Raw genomic sequence first — 23,204 nt, forward strand, 5'->3', positions numbered from 1 at the left:
TTGGCGGAGCACACCTGCGGTCTCCGTGACCTCGGCGTTCAGCCTTCGAGCATGTCAGGGGTCACGCTGGATTCGGTGCCGGGTATGTTCAGCTCGCCGGCGCGCTTGTCCGCCATGGCCAGGAGCCTGCGGATGCGACCAGCGATCGCGTCCTTGGTCATCGGTGGATCGGCGAGACGGCCCAGCTCGTCCAGCGAGGCCTGCTTGTGCGCCAGGCGCAGCTCCCCGGCGTACTTGAGATGGTGCGGGGCCTCCGCGCCGAGGATCTCCAGGGCCCGATGCACGCGGGCACCGGCGGCGACTGCGGCCTGAGCCGAGCGCCGAAGATTCGCGTCGTCGAAGTTAGCCAGTCGGTTCGCGGTGGCACGGACCTCCTTGCGCATGCGCCGCTCCTCCCAGACCAGCAGGGTCTGGTGGGCACCCATGAGCGTGAGCAGCTTGGCGATGGAGTCCCCGTCACGGATGACCACGCGGTCCACGTTGCGGACCTCCCGCGCCTTGGCCGGTATGCCGAGCCGCCGGGCGGAGCCGACCAGCGCCAGCGCGGCCTCGGGACCGGGACAGGTGACCTCCAGGGACGAGGATCGTCCTGGCTCGGTCAGCGAGCCGTGCGCGAGGAACGCCCCGCGCCAGGCGGAGACGGCGTCAGCCATGGAGCCGTTGACCACCACGGAGGGCAGGCCGCGGACGGGACGCCCGCGCGCGTCCAGAAGACCGGTCTGACGCGCCAGCGCCTCACCCTCCCGGACCACGCGCACCACGTAGCGGGAGCCGCGCTTGAGGCCGTTGCCGGAGACCACGATGACCTCGGGGTTGTGTCCGTAGACCTCCGTGACCGTGGTCTTGAGCCGTCGTGCAGTGGCGGCGTGGTCCAGCTCCGCCTCGATCACGATGCGACCAGAGATGATGTGCAGGCCCCCCGCGAACCGGAGCATCGCCGAGACCTCGGCCTTGCGCTCCGAGGTCGTCTTGACGTGCTGGCGGGAGAGCTCTTCTTTGACCGACTCGGTCAGCGCCATATGTGTTGTCCTCTGGTCTTCGTCTGATGCAGCTCGGTCATCGTACCCAATGCCCGACTCGTGGACGGCACGGGTCAGTCGGTGAAGACCTCGCTGAACGCGATGGCCAGCCTCAGCGGGTCGTGGGTCTCCGGGTGACCCGCCTTGGCGACGTCGTGATAGCTCACCTGCGCGCCCAGCACCTCAGCGGCCTCGGCAAACTCTGCACGCTCCCGGTCGGGCACCGAGGTGGGGTCCGCGATGATGCTGTGGACCCGAAGCCCGGGGGCGTACTCATGCAGGACTCGCAGGTGCTCAGCCGGGCTCATGCCGGCTGTCTCATCGGTGTGGGGTGAGAGGTTCATCACAATACACCGGCGAGCCTCGGTCTCATAGAGCGCATCTCGAAGCTCCGGGAGCAGCACGTGGGGAAGCACCGAGGTGTACCAGGACCCCGGTCCCAGCACGACCCAGTCGCTGAGCTCGATGGCCGTGAGCGCCTCTGCGCAGGCCGCGGCGTCCCTGGGGTGCAGCTGCACGTCCCGGAGCCGGCCCAGACTGCCGGCATGGGCCAGCGCTACCTGCGAGGAGAGCCGCTCGCCGTTGCCGCCGGAGCTGCCGCTGCTGCTGCCGGGCCCATCATCGGGTGATCCCGTGGCGGGTGCATGCGGCGGCGCGCCCTCGGGCGGCTCCACGAGTCCGGACATGGTCAGGGGCTGCCGCGACATGGGCAGCACCTGGCCGCGGGCGCCGAGGAGCGTTCCGGCCCAGCGAAGCCCCTCCACAGAGTCACCGATCAGCTCCCAGAGCGCCACGATGAGCAGGTTGCCCATGGCGTGATCGTCCAGGCTGCCGGTGACACCCTCGCGCGAACGGAACCGGTGCTGCATGACCTGCGCCCAGGTGCGCCCCCAGTCCGTGTCGTCACACAGGGCGGCGAGCGCCATCCGGAGGTCGCCCGGAGGCAGCACGTCCATGTCCTGGCGGATCCGGCCTGATGAGCCGCCGTCGTCGGCCACGGTGACGATGGCGGTGAGGTGCTCAGCGGCGATGACCCGCAGCGCCGAAAGTGTGGCGGAGAGACCATGTCCTCCGCCCAGCGCCGAGACGCGGAAGCTGCCGCGGCTCGGCGGAAGCGGAAGCTGACTCACCCTTATTCACGCCCCAGGTCGCGGTGAATCGTGTTGACCGTGACATTCGGCAGCTGCCCCAGTCGGCGGGCCAGCTCCTCCGCCACGGCCACCGACCGGTGTTTGCCGCCGGTGCAGCCCACCGCGATGTTGGCGTAGTGCTTGTTCTCCCGGCGGTAACCCTCGATCACCGGCTGGATCGCCTCGACATAGCGATCGATGAACTCGCCGGCCCCCTCGTTGCCGAGCACGTAGTCGCTCACGGCGGAGTCCTGGCCGGTGAAGGGACGGAGCTCGGGAACCCAGTGTGGGTTCGGGATGAAGCGCATGTCGGCGATGAAGTTCGCGTCCGCCGGGACCCCGTATTTGAAGCCGAAGCTCATCACGTTCAGCCGCAGCTGGACCGGACCGTCCTCGTTGAAGATCCCGATGATCTCCTTGGCCAGCCCGTGCACGTTCAGCTCCGTGGTGTCCAGGACGATCTCCGCCGCGGCCTTGACCTCTTTGAGCAGATCACGCTCGGCGGTGATCCCGTCGAGGATCCGCCCGGAGCCCTGCAGCGGGTGGGGGCGCCTGCCCTGCTCGAAGCGGCGCACCAGGAGCTCGTCGGAGGAGTCCAGGAAGAGCATCCGGTAGGTCACTCCGGTGGCTTTGAGCTGTTCCAGGGCGCCGAGCATGCTGGAGAACAGGGCCCTGGTCCGCACGTCGATGACCACGGCGAGCTTCTCCATCGACCCGGGGTGCCGCGAGATGATGTCGATCATCGTGGTGATCAGCTCCGGCGGGAGCCCCTCCACCACGTACCAGCCCAGATCCTCCAGGGCGTGGGCGGCCGTCGTGCGGCCGGCACCGGACATGCCGGTGACGATCAACAGTTCGTTCTCGGGAGGCTTCACCGGGGTCAGACCAACATCCATGCTTAGACCTTAGCCGTCCTGGCTCGCCGGGGTGAAGCAGGCGACCGGGCGGGGGTGCTCAGTCGTCGCCCTCCCCCGGCTCGGACTCCACAGCCTCGGCGCCACCCGGCTCCGCCGCCTCCGCGTCACCCGGCTCGGACTCTCCCGCCGGGGGCGGCGGGAGCTCCGCCTCGGCATGGAGGTGGTCGAGGATCTTCTGTGCGGTGTCCCTGCCCAGACCCGGGACCTCACAGATCTCCTCCAGCGTGGCCTTCCTCAGGTTCGCGACCGATCCGAAATGGCCGACGACGGCGGCTCGGCGGCTCGGTCCCAGGCCCGGCACATCGTCCAGCGCGGAGGCCGTCATCTGTTTGGACCGCTTGGACCGGTGGTAGGCGATGGCGAACCGGTGTGCCTCGTCACGGATGCGCTGGAGCATGTACAGCGCCTCGGAGGAGCGCGGGAGCACGAGCGGGAAGTCGTCCTCGGGCAGCCAGACCTCCTCGAGCCGCTTGGCCAGGCCGATGACGGGAAGATCGGTGATGCCCAGGTCGATCAGGGCGTGCTGGGCCGCGTTGACCTGGGGCTGACCGCCGTCGACCACCACCAGGCTCGGCGGGTAGGCGAAGCGCTCGACCTCGCGCTCGACCACGGTGGAGGCCAGTGCGCCCACCTCTGCCTCGGCTCCGGGCCTCGCCGGAGCCTCGCCGAGGGCGCCGGACAGCGACGCGGTCTCGGGGAGAGCGTCAGACTCCGGAGCCTCGACGACCTCGGTGGGCTCCGTCGCCTCCGTGGAGCGTTCCTGGTCCCTGAGATGCCGGGCGAAGCGTCGGCTGATCACGTCATACATGGCCGAGGTGTCATCGCGCGCGGCGTCACCCTTGACGGAGAAGCGGCGGTAGTCGCGCTTCTTCGCCAGTCCGTCCTCGAGCACCACCATGGAGGCGACCACATTGGTCCCGGAGGTGTGCGAGATGTCGAAGCACTCGATGCGCAGCAGAGGCTCGACGGCGCCCAGGGCCTCCTGCAGATCACGCAGGGCCGCCGAGCGAGTGGTGATGTCCGAGCTGCGCCGGGCCTTGTGCAGCCTCAGCGCCTGTGCGGCGTTCTCCTGCACCGTGCCCAGCAGGGCCGCCTTGTCCCCACGCTGGGGCACGCGCAGGCTGATCTGGGTGCGCCCCGCGCCGGCGTCGCTGCGCAGCTGACGGAGCCAGTCAGAGATCTCCTCAGCGTTGTCCGGCAGCGCGGGAACCAGCACCTCAGGCGGGATCCGCTCCGTGTCTGCCATGGAGCCGTAGACCTGCATCAGCAGCTGCTCGACCATCGCGCCGGCGTCGGTGTCCTCCACCTTCTCCACGACCCAGCCGCGCTGGCCCCTGATCCGTCCCTGCCGGACATGGAAGACCTGGACCGCAGCCTCCAGCTCGTCCTCGGCGAAGGCGAAGATGTCGGCCTCGGTGTCCTCGGAGAGCACCACGGAGTTGCGTTCGAAGACTCTGCGGATGGCTTCCAGGTCATCGCGGTGGCGACCGGCGTCCTCATAGCGCAGCTCGGCCACCGCCTGCTTCATCTGGTTCTCGATCCGGCGCAGGTGCGGGCCGGGGTTGCCGGCCATGACCTCGCAGAACTCCTCCGCCAGGGCGCGGTGATCCTCCTCGCTGATCTCGCCCACGCAGGGGGCGGAGCATTTGCCGATGTAGCCGAGCAGGCATGGCCTTCCGGAGGCCTTGGCGCGTTTGAAGACCCCGGCGGAGCAGCTGCGCACCGGGAAGACCCGCAGCATCGTGTCCACCGTCTCGCGGATGGCCTTGGCCGGGTGGAATGGCCCGTAGTACTTCACCCCGGGCTTCTTGTCCCCACGCATGACCTGCACCCGCGGGTATTTCTCATTCATGGTGACCGCGAGGTACGGGTAGGACTTGTCGTCCCGGTACATGATGTTGAACCGGGGCGTGTGCTGCTTGATCCAGGTGTATTCGAGCTGGATCGCCTCCAGCTCCGAGCCGACGACGGTCCATTCCACCCTGGCGGCGGCGTGGACCATCGCGTAGGTCTTCGGCGGGAGCGTCCCCACCCGGGCGAAGTAGGAGTTCAGCCGGGAACGCAGGTTCTTGGCCTTGCCGACATAGACCACTCGTCCGTGCGGGTCGATGAACCGGTAGACCCCGGGACTGGTGGGGATCTCCCCGGGTCTCGGTCGATAGGAGCTCGGGTCAGTCATCGGCCTCCGCCGGCGGCGCGTTGTAGCTGGCCACCCGCTCCTGACCGCTGAGTGCGGCGATGGCGTCCATGATCTGGTCGGTGGCCTGTCGGCGCGCGGGCAGCGGGTGCTTCTCCCCCAGCTTCGGAAAGTGCAGCGGCTCTCCCACGTGCATCTCGAAGGTATGTGGCCGGATCATGTGCGAGTCGGGCTTCTGCAGCGACTCGGTGCCGCGCAGCCCGACAGGGACCACGGGCAGCCCGGTGGCCACGGCGAGCCAGCCCACCCCGTTCTTGCCGCGGTAGAGCCGTCCGTCGCGGCTCCGCGTGCCTTCGGGGTAGATCCCCACGCCGTGGCCCGCCGACGCGATGGAGCCCAGACTGTAGAGGGCCTCCACCGAGGCCGACTGTCGCTGTCGCTCCACCGGGACAGAGCCCACGGATTCGAAGAAGAGCTTCATCGCGCGGCCGCGGATACCGGTCTGGGTGAAGTACTCGGCCTTGGCGAAGAAGCTCACCGGTCGCGGGAACACGGCCTGTATGAGCACCGAGTCCAGGAAGGAGAGGTGGTTGGAGGCGACGATGAACCCGCCGACGGTCGGAGTGTTCTCCAGACCTGTGATCGTCGGACGGCAGCCCAGCTTCACCGCGATCGCGAAGGCTTTGCGGATCGCATCATGGGTGACGACGCGCTCTGGCTCGTGCGCATCGGGGGTGGTGCTCACCTGGTGTGCCTCCGCGGGGTTGCTGATCCGTGACATGCGTGCTGGTCCGTGACGTGCGTGCCGATCCGTGACCTGGTCGCTGGGCTGAGAAGCGGCGGGTTCACTTTAGCAGTGCTGCGAGGAACCTGCCGGTGTGTGATCCGGTCTCCTCTGCGCTGGCTGCGACCTTCTCCGGAGTCCCCTGGGCGACGACGAGCCCGCCGCCGCTGCCCCCTTCGGGGCCCAGGTCGATGACCCAGTCGGAGGACTTGATCACGTCGAGGTTGTGCTCGATGGTGATCACGCTGTTGCCCTTCTCCACCAGTCCCTGCAGGACCTGGAGCAGCTTGCGGATGTCCTCGAAGTGCAGTCCGGTGGTGGGTTCGTCGAGCACGTAGACGCTGCGCCCGTTGGACCGGCGCTGCAGCTCCGAGGCCAGCTTCACGCGCTGCGCCTCGCCGCCGGAGAGCGTGGTGGCGGACTGGCCGAGCCGCACGTAGCCCAGGCCCACTTCGACCAGGGTGTTCAGGTGCCGGGCGATCGGGGCGAAGGCGGCGAAGAACTCCGCGGCCTCCTCGATCGGCATGTCGAGCACCTCGGCGATGTTCTTGTTCTTGTACTTCACCTCGAGGGTCTCCCGGTTGTACCGGGCTCCATGGCAGACCTCGCAGGGCACGTAGACGTCGGGCAGGAAGTTCATCTCGATCTTCAACGTGCCGTCGCCGGAGCAGGACTCGCAGCGTCCGCCCTTGATGTTGAAGGAGAATCTTCCGGGCTGGTAGCCGCGGGTCTTGGACTCCGGGGCCTGGGCGAAGAGCTTGCGGACGTGGTCGAAGACCCCGGTGTAGGTGGCCGGGTTGGAGCGGGGGGTGCGACCGATCGGTGACTGGTCCACGTGGATCACCTTGTCCAGGTGATCGTCGATCCCGTCGATGCGACGGTGCCGGCCGGGGACCTGCTTGGCGCCGTTGAGCTTGTTCGCCAGTGACTTGTAGAGGATCTCGTTGATCAGCGTGGACTTGCCGGAGCCGGAGACGCCGGTGACGGAGAGGAAGATCCCCAGCGGGATCTCCACGGAGACCTTGTCCAGGTTGTTCTCCTGGGCCTCGATCACCTTGAGCATCCGAGTCTTGTCCACCGGGCGGCGCTGCGCCGGGATGGGAATGCTGCGGCGGCCGGAGAGGTAGTCACCGGTGATGGAATGGACGTTCTCGCGCAGTCCCTGCACGGACCCGGAGTGCACGATCTCGCCGCCGCGCTCACCGGCGCCCGGTCCGATGTCCACGATCCAGTCGGCCTCGGCGATGGTGTCCTCGTCGTGTTCGACCACGATCAAGGTGTTGCCGAGGTCACGCAGCCGGGTGAGCGTCTGGATCAGCCGGGCGTTGTCACGCTGGTGCAGCCCGATGGAGGGCTCGTCCAGGACGTAGAGCACTCCGACCAGGCCCGAGCCGATCTGGGTGGCGAGCCGGATCCGCTGGGCCTCGCCGCCGGAGAGCGTGCCGGCGGCGCGCTCCAGATTCAGGTAGCTCAGACCGACGTCGAGCAGGAAGTTCAGCCGGGCCAGGATCTCCTTGAGCACCTGGTCGGCGATGGTGGCGTCACGGGCGGAGAGCTCCACGGTGGTGAAGAACTCGGCGCACTTGTCCAGCGGAAGCCGGGCGATCTCCGCGATGGAGGCGCCCTGCACGGTGACCGCGAGGGCGGCGGGATTCAGCCGCTGGCCGTTGCAGGCGGGGCAGGGGATCTGGCGCATGTACTGCTCGTAGCGGTCCCGGGCGTTGTCCGACTCCACCTCGAGGTGCTTGCGCGAGATGTAGGAGAGGACCCCTTCGAAGCCGGTGGAGTAGGTGCGCTCCCGGCCGAAGCGGTTGCGATACTGCACCACGACCTTGTGGTTGCGTCCGTGCAGCAGCGCCTTCTGCGCCTTCTTGGGCAGGTCCTTCCAGGGGGTGCGCACCGAGAAGTCCAGCTCCTTGGAGAGCCCGGTGATCAGCCGCAGCCAGTACTCCTTGGACGCCTTCCCCAGTGCCCACGGCGCGATGGCGCCGCCCTCGAGGGAGAGCGTGTCATCGGGGATCACCAGGTCGGTGTCCACCTCCAGGCTGGAGCCGATGCCGGAGCAGACCTCGCAGGCGCCGAAGGGGTTGTTGAAGGAGAAGGAGCGCGGCTCGATCTCATCCAGCGCCAGCGGGTGCTCGTTCGGGCAGGCCAGGTTCTCGGAGAACGGCCGCTGCTTCGGGCCGGTGAGGCCTTCGGGGACCCGATCGTTGGTGGGATGGCCGTCGTCGTCGAGGTCGACCAGGTCGATGACCAGGCGCCCGTCGGCGAGCTTCAGCGCGGTCTCCACCGAGTCGGTGAGCCGCTGGCGCATGCCCTCGCGGATCACCAGCCTGTCGATGACCACCTCGATCTGGTGCTTATAGGTCTTCTCCAGCGTGGGCGGCTCGGACAGCTGGATGATCTCGCCGTCGACGATGGCGCGGGAGAAGCCCTCACTGGCGAGGTCGCGGAAGAGGTCCTTGAACTCTCCCTTGCGGCCGCGGACCACCGGGGCCAGCACCTGGAAGCGGGTCTTCTCGGGGAAGCCGAGGACCTGGTCGACGATCTGCTGCGGGGTCTGGCGCTCGATCTTCTCATCGCAGATGGGGCAGTGCGGGATCCCGATCCTCGCCCAGAGCAGGCGCAGATAGTCGTGGATCTCGGTGACCGTGCCCACGGTGGAGCGGGGGTTCTTGGAAGTGGACTTCTGGTCGATGGAGACCGCTGGGGAGAGCCCCTCGATGAAGTCGATGTCAGGCTTGTCCACCCGGCCCAGGAACTGCCTGGCGTAGGCGGAGAGGGATTCGACGTAGCGCCGCTGTCCCTCGGCGAAGATGGTGTCGAAGGCGAGCGAGGACTTGCCCGAGCCGGAGAGGCCGGTGAACACGATGAAGGAGTTGCGCGGCAGCTCGACCGTGACGTCTTTGAGGTTGTGCTCGCGCGCCCCCTGGACCACGATCCGGTCGGCCTCGGCATGACCGATCACCCCGTTGGTGGCGGATCTTCTTCGCGCACCCTCGGCGTAGTAGTCGTCCACGGATTCTATGATGGCTGTTTCGGCTGCTCGCTCTGACACGTCCTCCAGTGTAGAACCCCCGGGGGACTCGAACAAACGTTCGAAATGTCACAGTGAGCCCCGCCACGGCCTGCTCCACGCGCTCGCCTCATGGCAGAATGGCGCGGTGAACTCTGACTCCCCCGCCGCACCGGCCGCCGCACGCCCCACCGAGGTATCACCCGGAACATCAGCCGGCCTCCGGGCGGTGATCTTCGACCTCGACGGCACGCTGGTGGATCCGGCCGGGGCGATCACCAGCGGCATCGCGCATGCACTCGACGTCCACGGGATCGAGGTGCCGGACCAGGAGCGGCTCGACGCGTTCGTCGGTCCGCCGCTGGCCGCCTCACTGGCGAGTCTGCCCGGAGTCACCGAGGCGCTGATCCCCTCCATCGTCGAGGAGTATCGGCAGCGCTACCTCGCCGAGGGCATGCAGGCCAGCCGGGTCTACCCCGGTGTGGAGGAGCTGCTGCGCACGCTGAACGAGGCAGGGGTGGTCTGCGCGGTGGCGACCTCGAAGCCCACCGGGCTGGCCGAGCAGCTGCTGAGCATCCAGGGCCTCCGTGGGCATTTCGCCGCGGTGCACGGCTCCCCCGAGGACGAGTCGATCCCTCATGCCGGCAAGGGCCCCATCGTCGGGGCCGCGCTGGCGGCGATCGGCCTGGACCCGGACGAGGGTCCGCTGGACGCCTCGACCCCAGAGACCGAAGAGACACCAGAGGCCAGAGTCGTCATGGTCGGTGACCGGGTCTTCGACGTCGCGGGTGCCGCCGCCCATGGGATGCGCTGCATCGGGGTGCGCTGGGGCTATGCGCCCGAAGGAGAGCTGGAGCAGGCCGGGGCGGACCCGATCGTCAGCACTGCCGAGCAGCTCCGACAGGCGCTGCTGACCGCCGGGGTCCTGACCCGGCCAGCCCCGTCCGCAGCGCACTGAGGGTCCTCCCCGAGCATCCTCCAGGCGTTCCCCGGTCACTCTCCAGGCGTTCCCACGCCGCTCTCCAGCCGTTCGTCCGGCCGCTCCCTCAGAGCCGGACCTGGGACTGCCGGTCTCGTGGCCCCGCGAGGGCGGCAGACCCTAGACTGACCCCTATGGCATCTGACAGTTCTCTGATCTACGACCTCCCTGCGATCACGCTTCGGCGCATCTCCGTCTCTGAGATGAACAACAACGTGTATCTGCTGACCGCAAAGAAGTCCGGGGCCCAGGTGCTGATCGATGCGGCCGACGACGCCGGCGCCATCCGGGGTCTGCTCTCCTCCGCCGCCGGGGACACTCCCTGCCCGCTGGAGCTGACCGCGGTGCTGACCACGCATTCGCACTGGGATCACATTCGTGCGCTGGAGGAGCTGGTCGATGCTCCCGGCTCACCCGCGGCGCCCGGCGCTGGGAGCAGCGGCTCCCGCCCCGAGGTGGCCGCCGGCGCCGAGGACGCTGCCAGCATCGAGGCCGAGAAGAACGTCACCGTCGAGCGGCGGCTGGGCCACGGCGATGAACTCTCCTATGACGGGATCTCCCTGGACGTGATCCATCTGCGCGGGCACACCCCCGGATCCATGGCCTTCGTCTATCCGGTGGAGGACGGCCCCACGCACATCTTCACCGGCGACTCCTTGTTCCCCGGCGGGGTCGGCAAGACGTGGTCGGACGAGGACTTCACCGCGCTGCTCGATGATGTGCAGGCGCGGCTCTTCGACGTCTATGAGGACGACACCATCGTTCATCCCGGCCACGGCGACCCCACGACGCTGGGCGCCGAACGCGACCAGCTTCCCGCATGGCGGGAACGCGGCTGGTGAGCGCCGCCACCGCATCCAAGCGCCTGGACAAGCTGGAACCCTCCGCCGAGGACTCAGGAGCCCCCGGGCCGGAGGAGCTCTACGCGGCCTTCGAGTCCTGGACACAGGATCAGGGTCTGACGCTCTACCCCGCCCAGCAGGACGCGATCCTCGAGCTGGCCGACGGGCAGCACGTGATCATGTCGACGCCCACGGGCTCGGGGAAGTCCCTGGTGGCCACCGCCGCGCACTTCTTCGCCCTCTCCCGGGGCCAGCGCAGCGTCTACACGGCCCCGATCAAGGCACTCGTCTCCGAGAAGTTCTTCTCGCTGGTGGAGATCTTCGGCGCGGAGAACGTCGGCATGGTCACCGGCGACTCCTCCGTCAACGCCTCGGCCCCGATCATCTGCTGCACCGCCGAGATCCTTGCCAATGAGGCTCTGCGCGACGGCCGGGACGCCGATGTGGGCCCCGTGATCATGGACGAGTTCCACTTCTACGCGGATCCCCAGCGCGGATGGGCCTGGCAGGTGCCGCTGCTGGAGCTCACCGGACGCGCAGAGCCCGGCAGCCCGGGCCGCGGATCCACCGGAAGCCGCGCGCAGTTCCTGCTCATGTCCGCCACGCTGGGCGACACCTCACGGTTCGAGACCCGGCTCAGCGAGGGCACCGGACGCGACGTCGTCACGGTCTCCAGCGCCGAACGTCCCGTGCCGCTGAGCTTCGAATACTCCACCACGGCGCTGCAGACCAAGCTCGAGGAGCTGGTCACCACGCACCAGGCGCCGGTCTACGTCGTGCACTTCTCCCAGCGGGAGGCGGCCGAGCGCGCCGTCGGACTCGCCTCGCTCAACGTCGTCTCCAAGGAGGAGCGCGAGCTCATCCGGCTGAAGCTGGAGACCTTCCGGTTCGCCAAGGGCTTCGGCAAGACGCTGAACCGGCTTCTGCGGGCCGGGATCGGCGTCCACCACGCCGGCATGCTGCCGAAATACCGGCGCCTGGTCGAACAGCTCTCCCAGCAGGGACTGCTCAAGGTCATCTGCGGCACCGACACCCTCGGCGTCGGGATCAACGTGCCGATCCGCACGGTGCTGCTGACCGCGCTGAGCAAATACGACGGCACCCGCACCCGGCAGCTCAACGCCCGTGAATTCCATCAGATCGCCGGTCGGGCCGGTCGGGCCGGCTTCGACACCGCCGGGACCGTCGTGGTGCAGGCGCCGGAGCACGTGATCGAAAATGAGCAGGCGATCAGCAAAGCCCGGGCCAAGCACGGGGACGACGAGAAGAAGGTCTCGCAGGCGATCCGCTCCGCCGGGAAGAAGAAGCCGCGCGAGGGTTTCGTCTCCTGGAGCGAGAAGACCTTCGAGCGGATCATCACGGCCACCCCTGAGCCGATGGTCTCGCGGATGCGGGTCAGCTACTCGATGGTGCTCCATCTGCTCGAACGACCCGAGGATCCGATCCGCGCGATGCGCCGGATGATCCTCGCCGCCGACGAGACTCCCGCCCGCAAGGCGCAGCTGCAGCGACAGGCTCTGCAGATCCTGCGTGAGCTGCTCACCGCCGGGGTGCTCGAACGCCTGGACTCCCCCGACGAGGACGGACGCACCGTCGACCTGACTCTGGATCTGCAGGACAACTTTGCGCTGAATCAGCCGCTGGCCCCCTTCGCCATGGCCGCAGTGGAGCTGCTCGACACGGAATCGGAGTCGTATGCGCTGGACGTGATCAGCGTGATCGAGTCCATCCTGGAGACTCCGCACCAGATCACCGGTGCGCAGATGAAGCAGCTGAAGTCCGAGAAGATCGGCGAGCTCAAGGCCGAGGGCGTGGACTATGTCGAACGCATGCGGATCCTCGATGAGCTCACTCCGCCGCAGCCGCTGGCAGAGCTGCTGACCCAGCAGTTCGAGGTCTACCGCGGCAGCGCCCCGTGGGTCTCGGACCATGCGCTGCAGCCCAAGTCCGTGGTCCGAGACATGCTCGAACGAGCCTTCGGCTTCACGGACATGGTCAACCACTATCAGATCGCCCGATCCGAAGGTGTGCTGCTGCGCTATCTCAGCGACGCCTATAAGGCGCTGCGGCAGACGGTTCCGGAGAACCTGCTCACCGAGGAGCTTCAGGACCTGCTGGAATGGCTGGGCGAGGTCGTCCGGCAGACCGACAGCTCGCTGCTGGAGGAGTGGGAGCGGCTCAAGGCCGGGGATGACCCGGAGAAGCTCGCAGAGCTGGCAGCCATGGAGGCCGACATCTCCGCGCTGGACCATCCAGACCGGGTGACCGCCAATGCCCGGGCGTTCAAGGTCATGGTGCGCAACGCCATGTTCCTGCGCGCGGAGCTCTTCGCCCAGGAGAAGGAGGCGAAGCTCGCCGAGCTCGACGCCGAGCAGGGCTGGGACGCCGACCGCTGGGGAGAAGCCCTGGATGCCTACTTCAACGTCTACGAGGACCTCTACACCGACGCGCAGTCCCGTGGCCCGTCGCTGATGCGCATCGACGTCGCGCCGGCTAACACGCCTGACCCTGCGCGTCGCTGGTGGCGAGCCGTCCAGGTCCTGGACGACCCCCAGTCGCACCACGACTGGGGCATCCACGCCTGGATCGACCTCAGCGCCTCGGACGAGACCGGCGCACCCGTGGTCGTCATGGACCGGGTCGGGGAACTGGGATGAGCACCTCGGCGCCGGTCCAGGGTGGGACTCCCACGGCAGGGACGAGCTCGCACCTGATCGACGGCACGCAGATCACCGATCACTGGCTTGAGGTGCCGCTGGACCATGGGGCGCCCGAGGCGGAGCAGATCTGGATCTATGCCCGTGAGTTCGTCGCCGCGGAGGCGGCCCAGCAGGGCCAGGAGCACGTGGAGTCACTGCCCTGGCTGCTGTTCCTGCAGGGCGGTCCCGGTGGGAAGGGCAGCCGACCTGCCAAGCTCGGTGGCTGGATGACCGAGGCCGGCAAGCAGTTTCGGATATTGATGCTCGATCAGCGCGGCACCGGGCTCTCGGCGCCGCTGACCCGCCAGTCCCTGGCGGCACGCGGCGACGCGTCCGCGCAGGCGGCCCATATGCGCCGCTTCCGCGCAGATTCCATCGTCTGCGATGCAGAGGCCTTCCGTCGCGGTCTCGGTCTGAGAACCTGGAGCGTGCTGGGACAGAGCTTCGGCGGATTCGCCACACTCAGCTATCTCTCCTTCGCGCCGGACTCACTGGACCGGGCGCTGATCACGGGAGGTCTGGCCCCGCTGCATGGGCACGCCGACCGGGTCTACCGCGCGACCTATGCCAAGATGCGCAGCCGAAACATGGAGCACTTTGCGAGATTCCCCCGGGACCGGGAGATCCTCGACGCCGTCTTCACCCATCTGCGGGACAACGCCGTGCAGCTTCTCGACGGCTCGCCGCTGACACCGTCACGGCTGCAGCTGATCGGGATGCTGCTGGGCGGCAACACCCGGGCGGGCTCGCTGCACTATCTGCTTCAGGAGGCCTTCACCTCCGCGGCGCGGACCGAGCTCTCCGACAGCTTTCTGGCCGCCGTGGGCCAGCAGCTCTCCTTCGCAGAGAACCCGATGTACGCGGTGATGCACGAGTCGATCTACGGCCAGCCAGCCGCCTGCACCGAGGGGCGCGGAGCCACCGGCTGGGCCGCACAGCGCGTCCTGGACGAGTTTCCCGAATTCGATGCCTCGGGGCCCTCTCCCCTGCTGCTGGGCGAGATGATCCTCCGCGATCATCTGCTCCTGGACCCGGTGTGTCGTCCCCTGATGGCCGCGGCGGACCGACTCGCCGCCGTCGATGACTGGGATCCGCTCTATGACCGCGAACAGCTGCGCCGCAACCGTGTCCCCACTGCTGCGGCGCTGTACACCGATGATGTCTACGTCGCCCGCGAGCTCTCCTGGGAGACCGCGAATGAGGTCGCTGGGATCAGCGTGTGGGAGACCGACGAGTTCCACCACGATGGACTCGGCGACGACGGTGCCCGCGTCTTCAGCGAGCTGCTCCAGCGCACCCGCTGAACCGTCTCAGGCCTTCGGTTCGCCGTTCGCCGCAGCCCCTGAGCGCAGGCCGCGCGCCTTCTCCAGCGTATGCAGATACTGGGCGCGATGCTTGATCAGCTCTTCCTGATACCTCTCGGGCACGGCTTGAACCCGGGCAGCCCAGTGATCGTACTGCTCGGCCGTCTTGACCAGGTTGAACTCCCGGTCTTCGGGTGCCTTGTTGACCAGGTCCACATAGCGCAGCGAGTACTTCTCGGCATTCTGGATGGCGCGCAGCGCGCGTCCCTTGGGGGCCACGAGCGAGCTGAACACGGTGAGGATGAGCACGCCCACGATGACCAGCAGCGAGAGCCCGGTGGAGATCTCCATGACGGAGACGTCCTCGCCGTTGTTGACGAAGAACAGGTTGTTCTCATGCAGCGCGTGGATCATCAGCTTGACGCCGATGAAGCCCAGGATCAGGGCCAGGCCGTAGGAGAGGTAGATCAGCCGATCAAGCAGGCCGTCGATGAGGAAGTAGAGCTGGCGCAGCCCCATCAGCGAGAACGCCGTGGCCGCGAAGACGATGAACGGTTCCTGAGTCAGACCATAGATCGCGGGGATCGAGTCCACGGCGAAGAGCAGGTCGGTGCCGCCGATGGCGATCATGACCAGCAGCATCGGGGTGAACATCCGCTTGCCGTCGATCCGGGTGGTGATCTTGTCCCCGTGATACTCCTCGGTGGTGTTCAGGTGTCGGCGTGCGAAGCGGATGATGAAGTTGTCCGCCTCCTCCTCTTCCGAGTCCCCGGCGAGCTCCTTCTTCAGCAGCTGCCCTGCGGTCATCAGCAGGATGATGCCGAAGAGGTAGAAGACGTCGCTCCACAGGCTGATGAGGCCGGCGCCCACGAAGATGAAGACGCTGCGCGCGATGAGCGCGAAGACGATCCCGAAGAGCAGGACCTTCTGCTGATACTGGCGCGGCACGTTGAAGCTGCCCATGATCACCAGGAAGACGAAGAGGTTGTCCACCGAGAGGGCCTTCTCCGTGACATAGCCCGCGTAGTACTCGGTGGCCATCTCAGGCTGGCCGAGCGCGAAGAAGCCCAGGCCGAAGAGCAGGGCGACCCCGACGTAGAAGGCTGACCAGAGAGCCGCTTCCTTGATCGTGGGGGTGTGTGCCTTGCGCACATGGAAGACGAAGTCGAAGAGCAGCAGACCGACGATCAGCACCAGGGTGACGGTCCAGATCAGGGGGGAGATCTCCATGGGGGGCCTTTCGGGAGGAGGGTGCAGCGATGTCGTCGCGAGTCTCTCCGCCCGTGCTCAGGCCTCTGTGTCCGGCGAAGCGTCATCGCTCCGCGTGCTGACGTCCACAGTGTTCGGGATACTCCCCCACGCTTTGATGATGATACACCGGCCAGGACCGTCCGAGGCGCAGCCTGGACCACGGGACTTGGCAGCGGTGCCCGAAGCTGATGAGATGTGGACCAAGACGTTCTGTTCGTACTGAACCCTCGGGTCAAAGGAGTTCTGCCGGAATGACAGCTCCGAACCCGCTGGTGAGTCTCATAGTCCCCGTTCACAATTCCCGTCCACACATTCCGGGACTCATCGCCCGCCTCACACCACAGCTGCGGGATCGCAATGAAGTCATCCTGGTCGACGATGGTTCCACCGACGGCGGAAGCGAACTGCTTGAAGCTTTCGCCGCGGAGCATCCACGAGTCACGCTCATCAGGTTCGACTCGGTGCATGGGGTCGCGCGCGCGCGAAACGCAGCGTTGAGGGCTGCGCACGGCGAGTATGTCTGGTTTGCCGACGACGATGACTCATGGTCGCCCGACATCCTGGACGTCTTCCTCGAAGCGGCGGCTCGAAGCCATGCCGACATCGTCGTGTGCCGGGCGGAGCTCCGTCATCCTGGAGATGACTCTGGCGCGATCATTGACGGTGCGGACCAGGAGCAGGTGACATCTCAGCAGCACGCATGGGAGCTCATCCTTGAAGGGGCTGTCCAGGGATACCTGTGGAACAAGCTCTTCAGGCGTTCAGTGCTGGGCCTGGACCCTTTCGCAGACATCACGTCCCAGTCGGATTTCACAGGTGTGGTGCGCGCAGTCGCCAACAGCTCGTGCGTCCACCTGATTCCCGAGACTCTCTACTTCCATCTCGTGCGCGAAGGATCGATCACCCGACGCAGAACCCCGGACCTCGCGAACCTGCAGCGAGCGCACGACATCGCCGTCGACCTGCTTTCCAGCGTCGAGGGGATGGAACTCGACGCCTCGGTCAGCTGGTTCCGGGCCTGGTTCCTGATCCTGCCGTATGGGCATACTCCGACAAGGGTCCGCGCGCGCTGGTCAGTCCGTCGAGACGGCGTCCGCAGGGCGCGTCAGACCGTGAAGCATGTTGACATGGCAGAACTCCGCTCTCGTTCACGGCGCACCTACAACAGGGTGTGGCTTGTGACTCGGCTCGGCACCTTCTACCTCGTCGCTCTTCATGCGGCGCAGGTCTTCCGAAGGCTTTCGCGGAAGGTCGGCAGGAGGTCGGAGAGTCAGTCCAGCGTCCTGTGAACTCTGGTCGCCGCGGCCTGGAGGAGGTGCTGCAGTTCAAGATCAGGGGCGTCCACCCGCTGCAGAAGCCCCGCGGCCGCGAGCTGACTCGCCACCTGTGTCTGATGATCGTCGATATGCTCTCCCCGCGCCTTTCTCCGCGGGACGAGAACCGGTGATATCCCCAGCTCCAAGAGTCGAAGCGTCGATCCGACGCCGGCATGAGTGACGACCACATCGGCGTGCATCGCTTCCCGGTCGAAGTCCTCGACCGAGATCGTGCGATGCACCTTGCCAGGGAGGTCGGTGCGATCGGTCTCTCCAAGCTGCCAGACGATTTCGGCCCCTTCAGGGGCCGCGGCCAGGACGGCGTCGACCAGTGCATCGAAACGGAACGGGCGGATGGTTCCGAGCGTGACGAAGATCCGTGAGATGCCGAAGTCCTCGGCCAGAGGTTCCGCTGCGGCCTCGTATGCGCTCAAGACCGAGTACCTGTACTGCCACTGGTCGGTCGCCCATTCGGCATGTTGGGTGAACGTCGTGGCGAGCCTCAGTCGCTGAGTCAGGCGCCCGGTCAAGGACGGGCCGTCGAATCGTGAGACGCTCTCGATATAGAAGGCGGGCGTTCTGCGCAGACGGGCGACCGGGAAGACGGAGAGCGCGAGCGCGGCTCCGGTGCTGACCACCACGTCGATGCTGTCCCAGTCGAGTCTCGTGGCCTCGCTGGCGGCTCGGATGACTCCTCGCCAGTCACGCGAGGCGATGTAGGGGACGATCGTGGCGTCGCGTCCCGCCAGAAGGGACCGAGACTGCGGAGAATCGAACGTCATCCACTGGGACTGCGGTGACACACCGAGGACCGGCTCCAACTGTACGAGCTGCTCCAGGTGGCCCCCCGTGGAAGCAACGAGGAGGGCACGCTGGCCCGCGAGCTCGGGGAATGCGTATGTCATGTCAGGCCTCCGAAGCCATCTCAAGGGTGGACAGCCAGTTGTCCTCCAGCACCGGCACGAGGATCTTCCGATCGTGCCGACGCTCGACTCGGTCACGTGCCGCGTCAGCGAGCTGTGCTCGCCGCTCATCACTCTGGGCCAGCTCGCGCAGAGCTCGCACGAGCGCATCGACATCACCCGGAGGGGTGATCAGACCAGCCCCCTCCACCACCTCACGAACCTGTCCCACATCCGTGGCGACGACGGCGCATCGACGTGCCATGGCCTCCAGGACGAACATGGGCATTGCTTCGCCTCGTGAAGGCAGGACCGCGATGCTCGCTTCATCGAGCAAGGACATCAGTCCCGCATGAGGGATCGATCCCAGCGGGCTGCAGGACGGCACTGAGGCATCGATGTGTATCCCGTCAGGCGGTCCCGCGATGATCAGTTTCCATGTGTCATGCAGCTCGGGGAGCGCGCCCCACGCTTCAAGAAGCACGTCCACCCCCTTGCGGTGCCCCACTGCGCCGCCGAAGACGATGACCTTCTTCTTCGGTAACAGGCCTGCCGGCACAGTGACTGCATTGGGGATGCGCACGACGCGTGACCCGGGCAGCAGCTCGCGGCAGAGCGTCTCGGATTCCTGGGTGAGGACGAGCACGACATCGGCGGACGCCAGAACTCTGCGCACTGTTGTCGGGTTCCTGCGCGCGAAGTCAGCGAACCCGCTTCCGTGCAGGTGCACGGCTACTCCGAGACCCATGGCCTGAGCCAGTCGCACAAGGGTCCCTTCACGCAGGAATGAGCCGCCCTGGGACAGGTGGACCGCGGCCACTGATCTCCCGCCGGCGATGCGCAGAGCTGTGATCCGCACGACCGAGCCTGCCGACCGGAAGAGCGCGAGCCTGTCCCCTTTTCCCTTGGTGGAGCGGCTGCCCCGCAGCTGTACTCGGGAGTATGTCCAACTCAGGTAGGCATTGACGACCTGTGCCATGCCACCAGCGATGCTTCCTTGTGGACCGATATGCAGAACTGTGGGCAGATGAGCGGCGGCGTTCGTCACAGGCGTCTCCTTGTCAATGCTGCACGGAACAGGTTTGCGTGGGACACCGACAATGCGCGCCACCCGGGAGCTGCCACTGCGCGGGAATGACGTATGACACGTCGACTGGCGGCCAGGTCGCCCTGCACCAGGGGGAATCTGGCTGAGATGAGCACCAGGAAGTCCCCATGCTCCCGCGGACGGTCGCCGAGAGCCTGCTCCGCCCATTCGACGCTGAGGTCCGCGCGGGAACGTGATGTTATCCCCGAGGCAAGCTGTTCATAGCGGACGAGATATCGGTCCACGATCAGAATGCGAGCACTGCACACCCTCTGCGCCTTGATGAGCCAGTCCCAGTCCATGTGGATCCTCACGGATCCGTCAAAAGGTACTGCCAACGCCAGTGATCGAGGGAAGAACAGGGTTGATGACTGTACCTGGTGCCGAGGTGACCGCAGATTCTCACGCCGGAACAGGTAGCGGGGCACGTCGAGAACTTCGGCATGGAAACGCCTCGGCCAGAGCTCGATGGCGGAGTTGCGCACCTTCTCGACTCCGCAGGAGATGATCCAGTTCTCCGCGGAGAGGAGAGCGCGATCCTCCGCCAGCTCGAACTGCAGCTCGAGCTTCGACGGCGACCAGCGATCATCGTCGTCCAGCAGCGCCACGTGGGAAGACCCTGCTGCCTGAATCCCGATCTGCCGTGCCGCGTTGCTGCCTGACTGCCCGGCATCTATGACTCTGACTCGAGGATCAGGATGTGACCAGCTCTCGTCCTCTGCGTTGTTCAGCACGACGACCACCTCGACGCTGACAGCGGTCTGCGCGAGGGCGCTGGCGACTGCATCGTCCAGGCTGGCGCGTCCCGTCGAGGGGATGACGACAGAACATTCTCGTGCGGCGTAGGTCAACGTACCTCCAAGACACGGCGGAGCAGGATTGCTCGCTGAGCAGGCGCGAATCCCTCTGAAACGTCGCAGCCGAAAGAAATCGGCATTGTGACTCGCTCTTACTGTGCTGGGCTGAGCCTAGCCGCGATTCTCCTCTTCCTCAAGGAAAAATGAAATTTATCCGGACTGGGAACCGTCAATCACATCTGATCGTGCCCGGCATTCTGCATCTGCCGAAGCTCCTTCTTCAGCTCTCCGATCTCGTCACGCAGCCTCGCAGCCACTTCGAAGTTCAGCTCCTCCGCGGCGTGGTGCATCTGGGTCGTGAGCTGACCGATGAGATCGGTGAGGTCCTTGGCCGGCGTCTGTGCGGCGAGGGACCTGTGTGCATCCGTCGGGGAGCTCGCGGCGCCGTCCTCGCCCGCTCCCCCGGCCTCCTCACTGTCGAAGCTGGTGTAGCCGCGGTGGCCCTTGCCGTACTGGAATCCAGTGGCAAGACCCCCCATGCCCTGGAGCAGGTCGGCCGTATCGGCGTCCTCGCGGGCCAGCTGGTCGGTGATGTCGGCGATCTTCTTCTGCAGCGGAGTCGGATCGATCCCGTGTTCCGTGTTGTAGTCGATCTGGCGCTGTCGACGACGGTCCGTCTCATCGATGGCGCGACGCATCGAATCGGTGATCCGATCCGCATACATGTGCACCTCGCCGGAGACGTTGCGGGCTGCGCGTCCGATGGTCTGGATCAGCGACGTGGTGGAGCGCAGGAAGCCCTCCTTGTCCGCGTCGAGGATCGCGACCAGGGACACTTCAGGCAGATCGAGGCCCTCACGCAGCAGGTTGATGCCGACGACCACGTCGTGGACTCCCCGGCGCAGGTCGCGCAGGATCTCGATCCGCTTGAGCGTGTCCACGTCGGAGTGCAGGTACTCCACCTTGATGCCGTTCTCCAGCATGTACTCGGTGAGGTCCTCCGCCATGCGCTTGGTCAGCGTGGTCACCAGCACGCGCTCGTTCTTCGCGGTGCGGCTGCGGATCTCGTCGAGGAGGTCATCGATCTGGCCCTTGGTGGGCTTGACCACGATCTCGGGATCCACGAGACCGGTGGGACGAATGATCTGCTCCACGTAGCCGTCGGCCTGGCCGAGCTCATAGCGCCCGGGAGTGGCAGAGAGGTACACGGTCTGGCCGATGCGCTCCAGGAACTCGTCCCACTTCAGCGGCCTGTTGTCCATTGCGGAGGGCAGCCGGAACCCGTGATCCACCAGGGTCCGTTTGCGCGACATGTCGCCTTCGTACATGCCGCCGATCTGCGGGATGGTCACATGGGACTCATCGACGATGAGCAGGTAGTCGTCGGGGAAATAGTCCAGCAGACAGTGCGAGGCGGAGCCGGGGCCGCGCCCGTCGATATGCCGCGAGTAGTTCTCGATGCCGTTGCAGAAACCCATCTGCTGCATCATCTCGAGGTCATAGGTGGTGCGCATGCGCAGCCGCTGGGCCTCGAGCAGCTTGTCCTGTGACTCCAGCTCCTCGAGCCGGACGCGCAGCTCATCCTCGATCCGGGTGATCGCCTGCGCCATCCGGTCGTCACCGGCCACGTAGTGGCTGGCCGGGAAGATGTACATCTCTTCCTCCTCGCGCACCACGGTTCCGGTGAGCGGGTGGAGGGTGGAGATCGACTCGATCTCGTCGCCGAAGAACTCGATGCGCACGGCGAGCTCCTCATACATCGGGATGATCTCCACGGTGTCCCCGCGCACCCGGAAGGTCCCGCGGTGGAAGTCAGTGTCATTGCGGGCATACTGCATGCCGACGAAGCGGCGCAGCAGCTCATCGCGCTCGATGCTCTGCCCGACCTTCACCTCCACCATCTGTCTGATGTATTCCTCGGGGGTGCCCAGGCCGTAGATGCAGGAGACAGTGGCCACGACGACGACGTCGCGCCGGGTCAGCAGCGCGTTGGTGGCCGAGTGGCGCAGCCGCTCCACCTCCTCGTTGACGGAGGAGTCCTTCTCGATGAAGGTGTCCGTCTGCGGGACGTAGGCCTCGGGCTGGTAGTAGTCGTAGTAGGAGACGAAGTACTCCACGGCGTTGTTCGGCAGCAGCTCACGGAACTCATTGGCCAGCTGCGCAGCCAGCGTCTTGTTCTGCACCATGATCAGCGTGGGCCGCTGGACGCGCTCGACCAGCCAGGCCGCCGTCGCTGATTTGCCGGTGCCGGTGGCACCGAGCAGCACGACATCCTTCTCGCCGCCCTCGATCCGCTCGGCGAGCTCTTCGATCGCCTTCGGCTGGTCGCCTGAGGGCTGGAACGGGCTGATGACTTCGAAGGGCGCGACCGTGCGGTTGATCTTCTGCGCGAGACTCATGGATCAATGCTACTGCTGGGCTGTGACACGAGACTGGAGTTTCTCGTACAGCTCATCCACCTGGCGATGCAGCTCGTCCAGGGTGCCGGAGTTGTCCAGGATGACGTCTGCCGCGGCGGCCCGCTGGGCGTCGGTGGCCTGGGCGGCGATGCGCGAACGAGCCTCCTCTTCGGTGGCCCCCCGATCCCGCATGATCCGTTCGATCCGCTGCCGCTCCGGGGTCTGGACGACCAGGACCAGGTCGAATCGGCCCTGCTGACCGGTCTCCACCAGCAGCGGGATGTCCTCGACCACGACCGATCCCTCGGGGGCGGCTGCACGGAGTCTGGAGGCCTCCGCGCGGACCCTCGGGTGGACGATCGCGTTGAGCCGGACCCGGGCCTCCTCGTCGGCGAAGACGATCTGTCCCAGCCCGGCTCGGTCCAGCTCGCCTGACTCGGTGAGCAGCGCATCGCCGAAGGCCGAGACCACTTCGTCCAGCCCCGGAGATCCCGGCTCCAGCACCTGACGGGCGAGCAGATCGGCGTCGATGATCAGCGCTCCGTGTTCGGCCAGCCTGGCCGAGACCGCTGATTTGCCTGAGGCGATGCCCCCGGTGAGGCCCACGGAGTAGATCTTCTGCATG

Annotated in this window: 17 protein-coding genes; 5 read left to right on the forward strand and 12 right to left on the reverse strand. The window is 66.6% G+C overall.

Going from position 1 to position 23,204, the window contains the following annotated elements:
- Positions 1-38: 38 nt before the first annotated feature.
- From whiA to uvrA, 6 genes are all read right to left on the reverse strand, one after another.
- Positions 39-1,019 (reverse strand): DNA-binding protein WhiA, encoded by a 981-nt coding sequence (gene whiA / locus H4W27_RS06355; protein ID WP_192595187.1) that lies wholly within the window; start codon positions 1,017-1,019, stop codon positions 39-41.
- 74 nt (positions 1,020-1,093) lie between these two features.
- Positions 1,094-2,149 carry a gluconeogenesis factor YvcK family protein gene (locus H4W27_RS06360; protein WP_318782200.1) on the reverse strand — a complete coding sequence of 352 codons (1,056 nt, stop codon included), beginning with the start codon at positions 2,147-2,149 and terminating at the stop codon, positions 1,094-1,096.
- 2 nt (positions 2,150-2,151) lie between these two features.
- Positions 2,152-3,045, reverse strand: coding sequence for an RNase adapter RapZ (gene rapZ / locus H4W27_RS06365; protein ID WP_192595188.1), 894 nt, complete (start codon positions 3,043-3,045; stop codon positions 2,152-2,154).
- 58 nt (positions 3,046-3,103) lie between these two features.
- Complete coding sequence (uvrC, locus tag H4W27_RS06370; protein ID WP_192595189.1) at positions 3,104-5,245, reverse strand: excinuclease ABC subunit UvrC; 2,142 nt, start codon at positions 5,243-5,245, stop codon at positions 3,104-3,106.
- Positions 5,238-5,984 (reverse strand): lysophospholipid acyltransferase family protein, encoded by a 747-nt coding sequence (locus H4W27_RS06375; protein ID WP_192595190.1) that lies wholly within the window; start codon positions 5,982-5,984, stop codon positions 5,238-5,240. Before H4W27_RS06375 ends, uvrC begins: the two co-directional genes overlap by 8 nt.
- Before the next feature lie 64 nt (positions 5,985-6,048).
- Complete coding sequence (uvrA, locus tag H4W27_RS06380; RefSeq protein ID WP_318782388.1) at positions 6,049-8,955, reverse strand: excinuclease ABC subunit UvrA; 2,907 nt, start codon at positions 8,953-8,955, stop codon at positions 6,049-6,051.
- A 196-nt stretch (positions 8,956-9,151) separates the two neighbouring features.
- Here uvrA and H4W27_RS06385 point away from each other — a divergent pair, with 196 nt between their 5' ends.
- The 4 genes from H4W27_RS06385 (at position 9,152) to H4W27_RS06400 (ending at position 14,827) form a co-directional block, all read left to right on the forward strand.
- Positions 9,152-9,961, forward strand: a complete 810-nt coding sequence (locus tag H4W27_RS06385; protein WP_192595191.1) for an HAD hydrolase-like protein — start codon at positions 9,152-9,154, stop codon at positions 9,959-9,961.
- A gap of 155 nt (positions 9,962-10,116) precedes the next feature.
- Positions 10,117-10,824, forward strand: coding sequence for an MBL fold metallo-hydrolase (locus tag H4W27_RS06390; protein ID WP_192595192.1), 708 nt, complete (start codon positions 10,117-10,119; stop codon positions 10,822-10,824).
- Positions 10,803-13,481, forward strand: a complete 2,679-nt coding sequence (locus H4W27_RS06395) for a DEAD/DEAH box helicase (RefSeq protein ID WP_192595193.1) — start codon at positions 10,803-10,805, stop codon at positions 13,479-13,481. Before H4W27_RS06390 ends, H4W27_RS06395 begins: the two co-directional genes overlap by 22 nt.
- Positions 13,478-14,827 carry an alpha/beta fold hydrolase gene (locus H4W27_RS06400; RefSeq protein WP_192595194.1) on the forward strand — a complete coding sequence of 450 codons (1,350 nt, stop codon included), beginning with the start codon at positions 13,478-13,480 and terminating at the stop codon, positions 14,825-14,827. The genes H4W27_RS06395 and H4W27_RS06400 overlap by 4 nt, the downstream gene beginning before the upstream one ends.
- 6 nt (positions 14,828-14,833) lie before the next feature.
- On the opposite strand, the gene H4W27_RS06405 is transcribed toward H4W27_RS06400, so the two are convergent.
- On the reverse strand, positions 14,834-16,057 hold the full coding sequence (locus tag H4W27_RS06405) for a TerC family protein (RefSeq protein ID WP_192595195.1): 1,224 nt from the start codon (positions 16,055-16,057) through the stop codon (positions 14,834-14,836).
- Positions 16,058-16,329: 272 nt separating this feature from the next.
- Between H4W27_RS06405 and H4W27_RS06410 the strand changes: the two genes are divergently transcribed.
- Complete coding sequence (locus H4W27_RS06410; RefSeq protein ID WP_192595196.1) at positions 16,330-17,367, forward strand: glycosyltransferase family 2 protein; 1,038 nt, start codon at positions 16,330-16,332, stop codon at positions 17,365-17,367.
- On the opposite strand, the gene H4W27_RS06415 is transcribed toward H4W27_RS06410, so the two are convergent.
- The 5 genes from H4W27_RS06415 to coaE form a co-directional block, all read right to left on the reverse strand.
- Complete coding sequence (locus tag H4W27_RS06415; protein ID WP_192595197.1) at positions 17,349-18,299, reverse strand: glycosyltransferase; 951 nt, start codon at positions 18,297-18,299, stop codon at positions 17,349-17,351. The two genes, H4W27_RS06410 and H4W27_RS06415, sit on opposite strands and share 19 nt — an antisense overlap.
- 1 nt (position 18,300) lies before the next feature.
- Positions 18,301-19,344 carry a glycosyltransferase family 4 protein gene (locus H4W27_RS06420; RefSeq protein WP_192595198.1) on the reverse strand — a complete coding sequence of 348 codons (1,044 nt, stop codon included), beginning with the start codon at positions 19,342-19,344 and terminating at the stop codon, positions 18,301-18,303.
- On the reverse strand, positions 19,341-20,234 hold the full coding sequence (locus H4W27_RS06425; RefSeq protein WP_192595199.1) for a glycosyltransferase family 2 protein: 894 nt from the start codon (positions 20,232-20,234) through the stop codon (positions 19,341-19,343). The genes H4W27_RS06420 and H4W27_RS06425 overlap by 4 nt, the downstream gene beginning before the upstream one ends.
- 179 nt (positions 20,235-20,413) lie before the next feature.
- Complete coding sequence (uvrB, locus tag H4W27_RS06430; RefSeq protein WP_192595200.1) at positions 20,414-22,579, reverse strand: excinuclease ABC subunit UvrB; 2,166 nt, start codon at positions 22,577-22,579, stop codon at positions 20,414-20,416.
- A 9-nt stretch (positions 22,580-22,588) separates the two neighbouring features.
- Complete coding sequence (coaE, locus tag H4W27_RS06435) at positions 22,589-23,203, reverse strand: dephospho-CoA kinase (protein ID WP_225939025.1); 615 nt, start codon at positions 23,201-23,203, stop codon at positions 22,589-22,591.
- Between the last annotated feature and the right edge of the window lies 1 nt (position 23,204).

Source organism: Nesterenkonia lutea (assembly GCF_014873955.1).
In the GTDB taxonomy this organism is placed as follows: Bacteria; Actinomycetota; Actinomycetes; order Actinomycetales; family Micrococcaceae; genus Nesterenkonia; species Nesterenkonia lutea.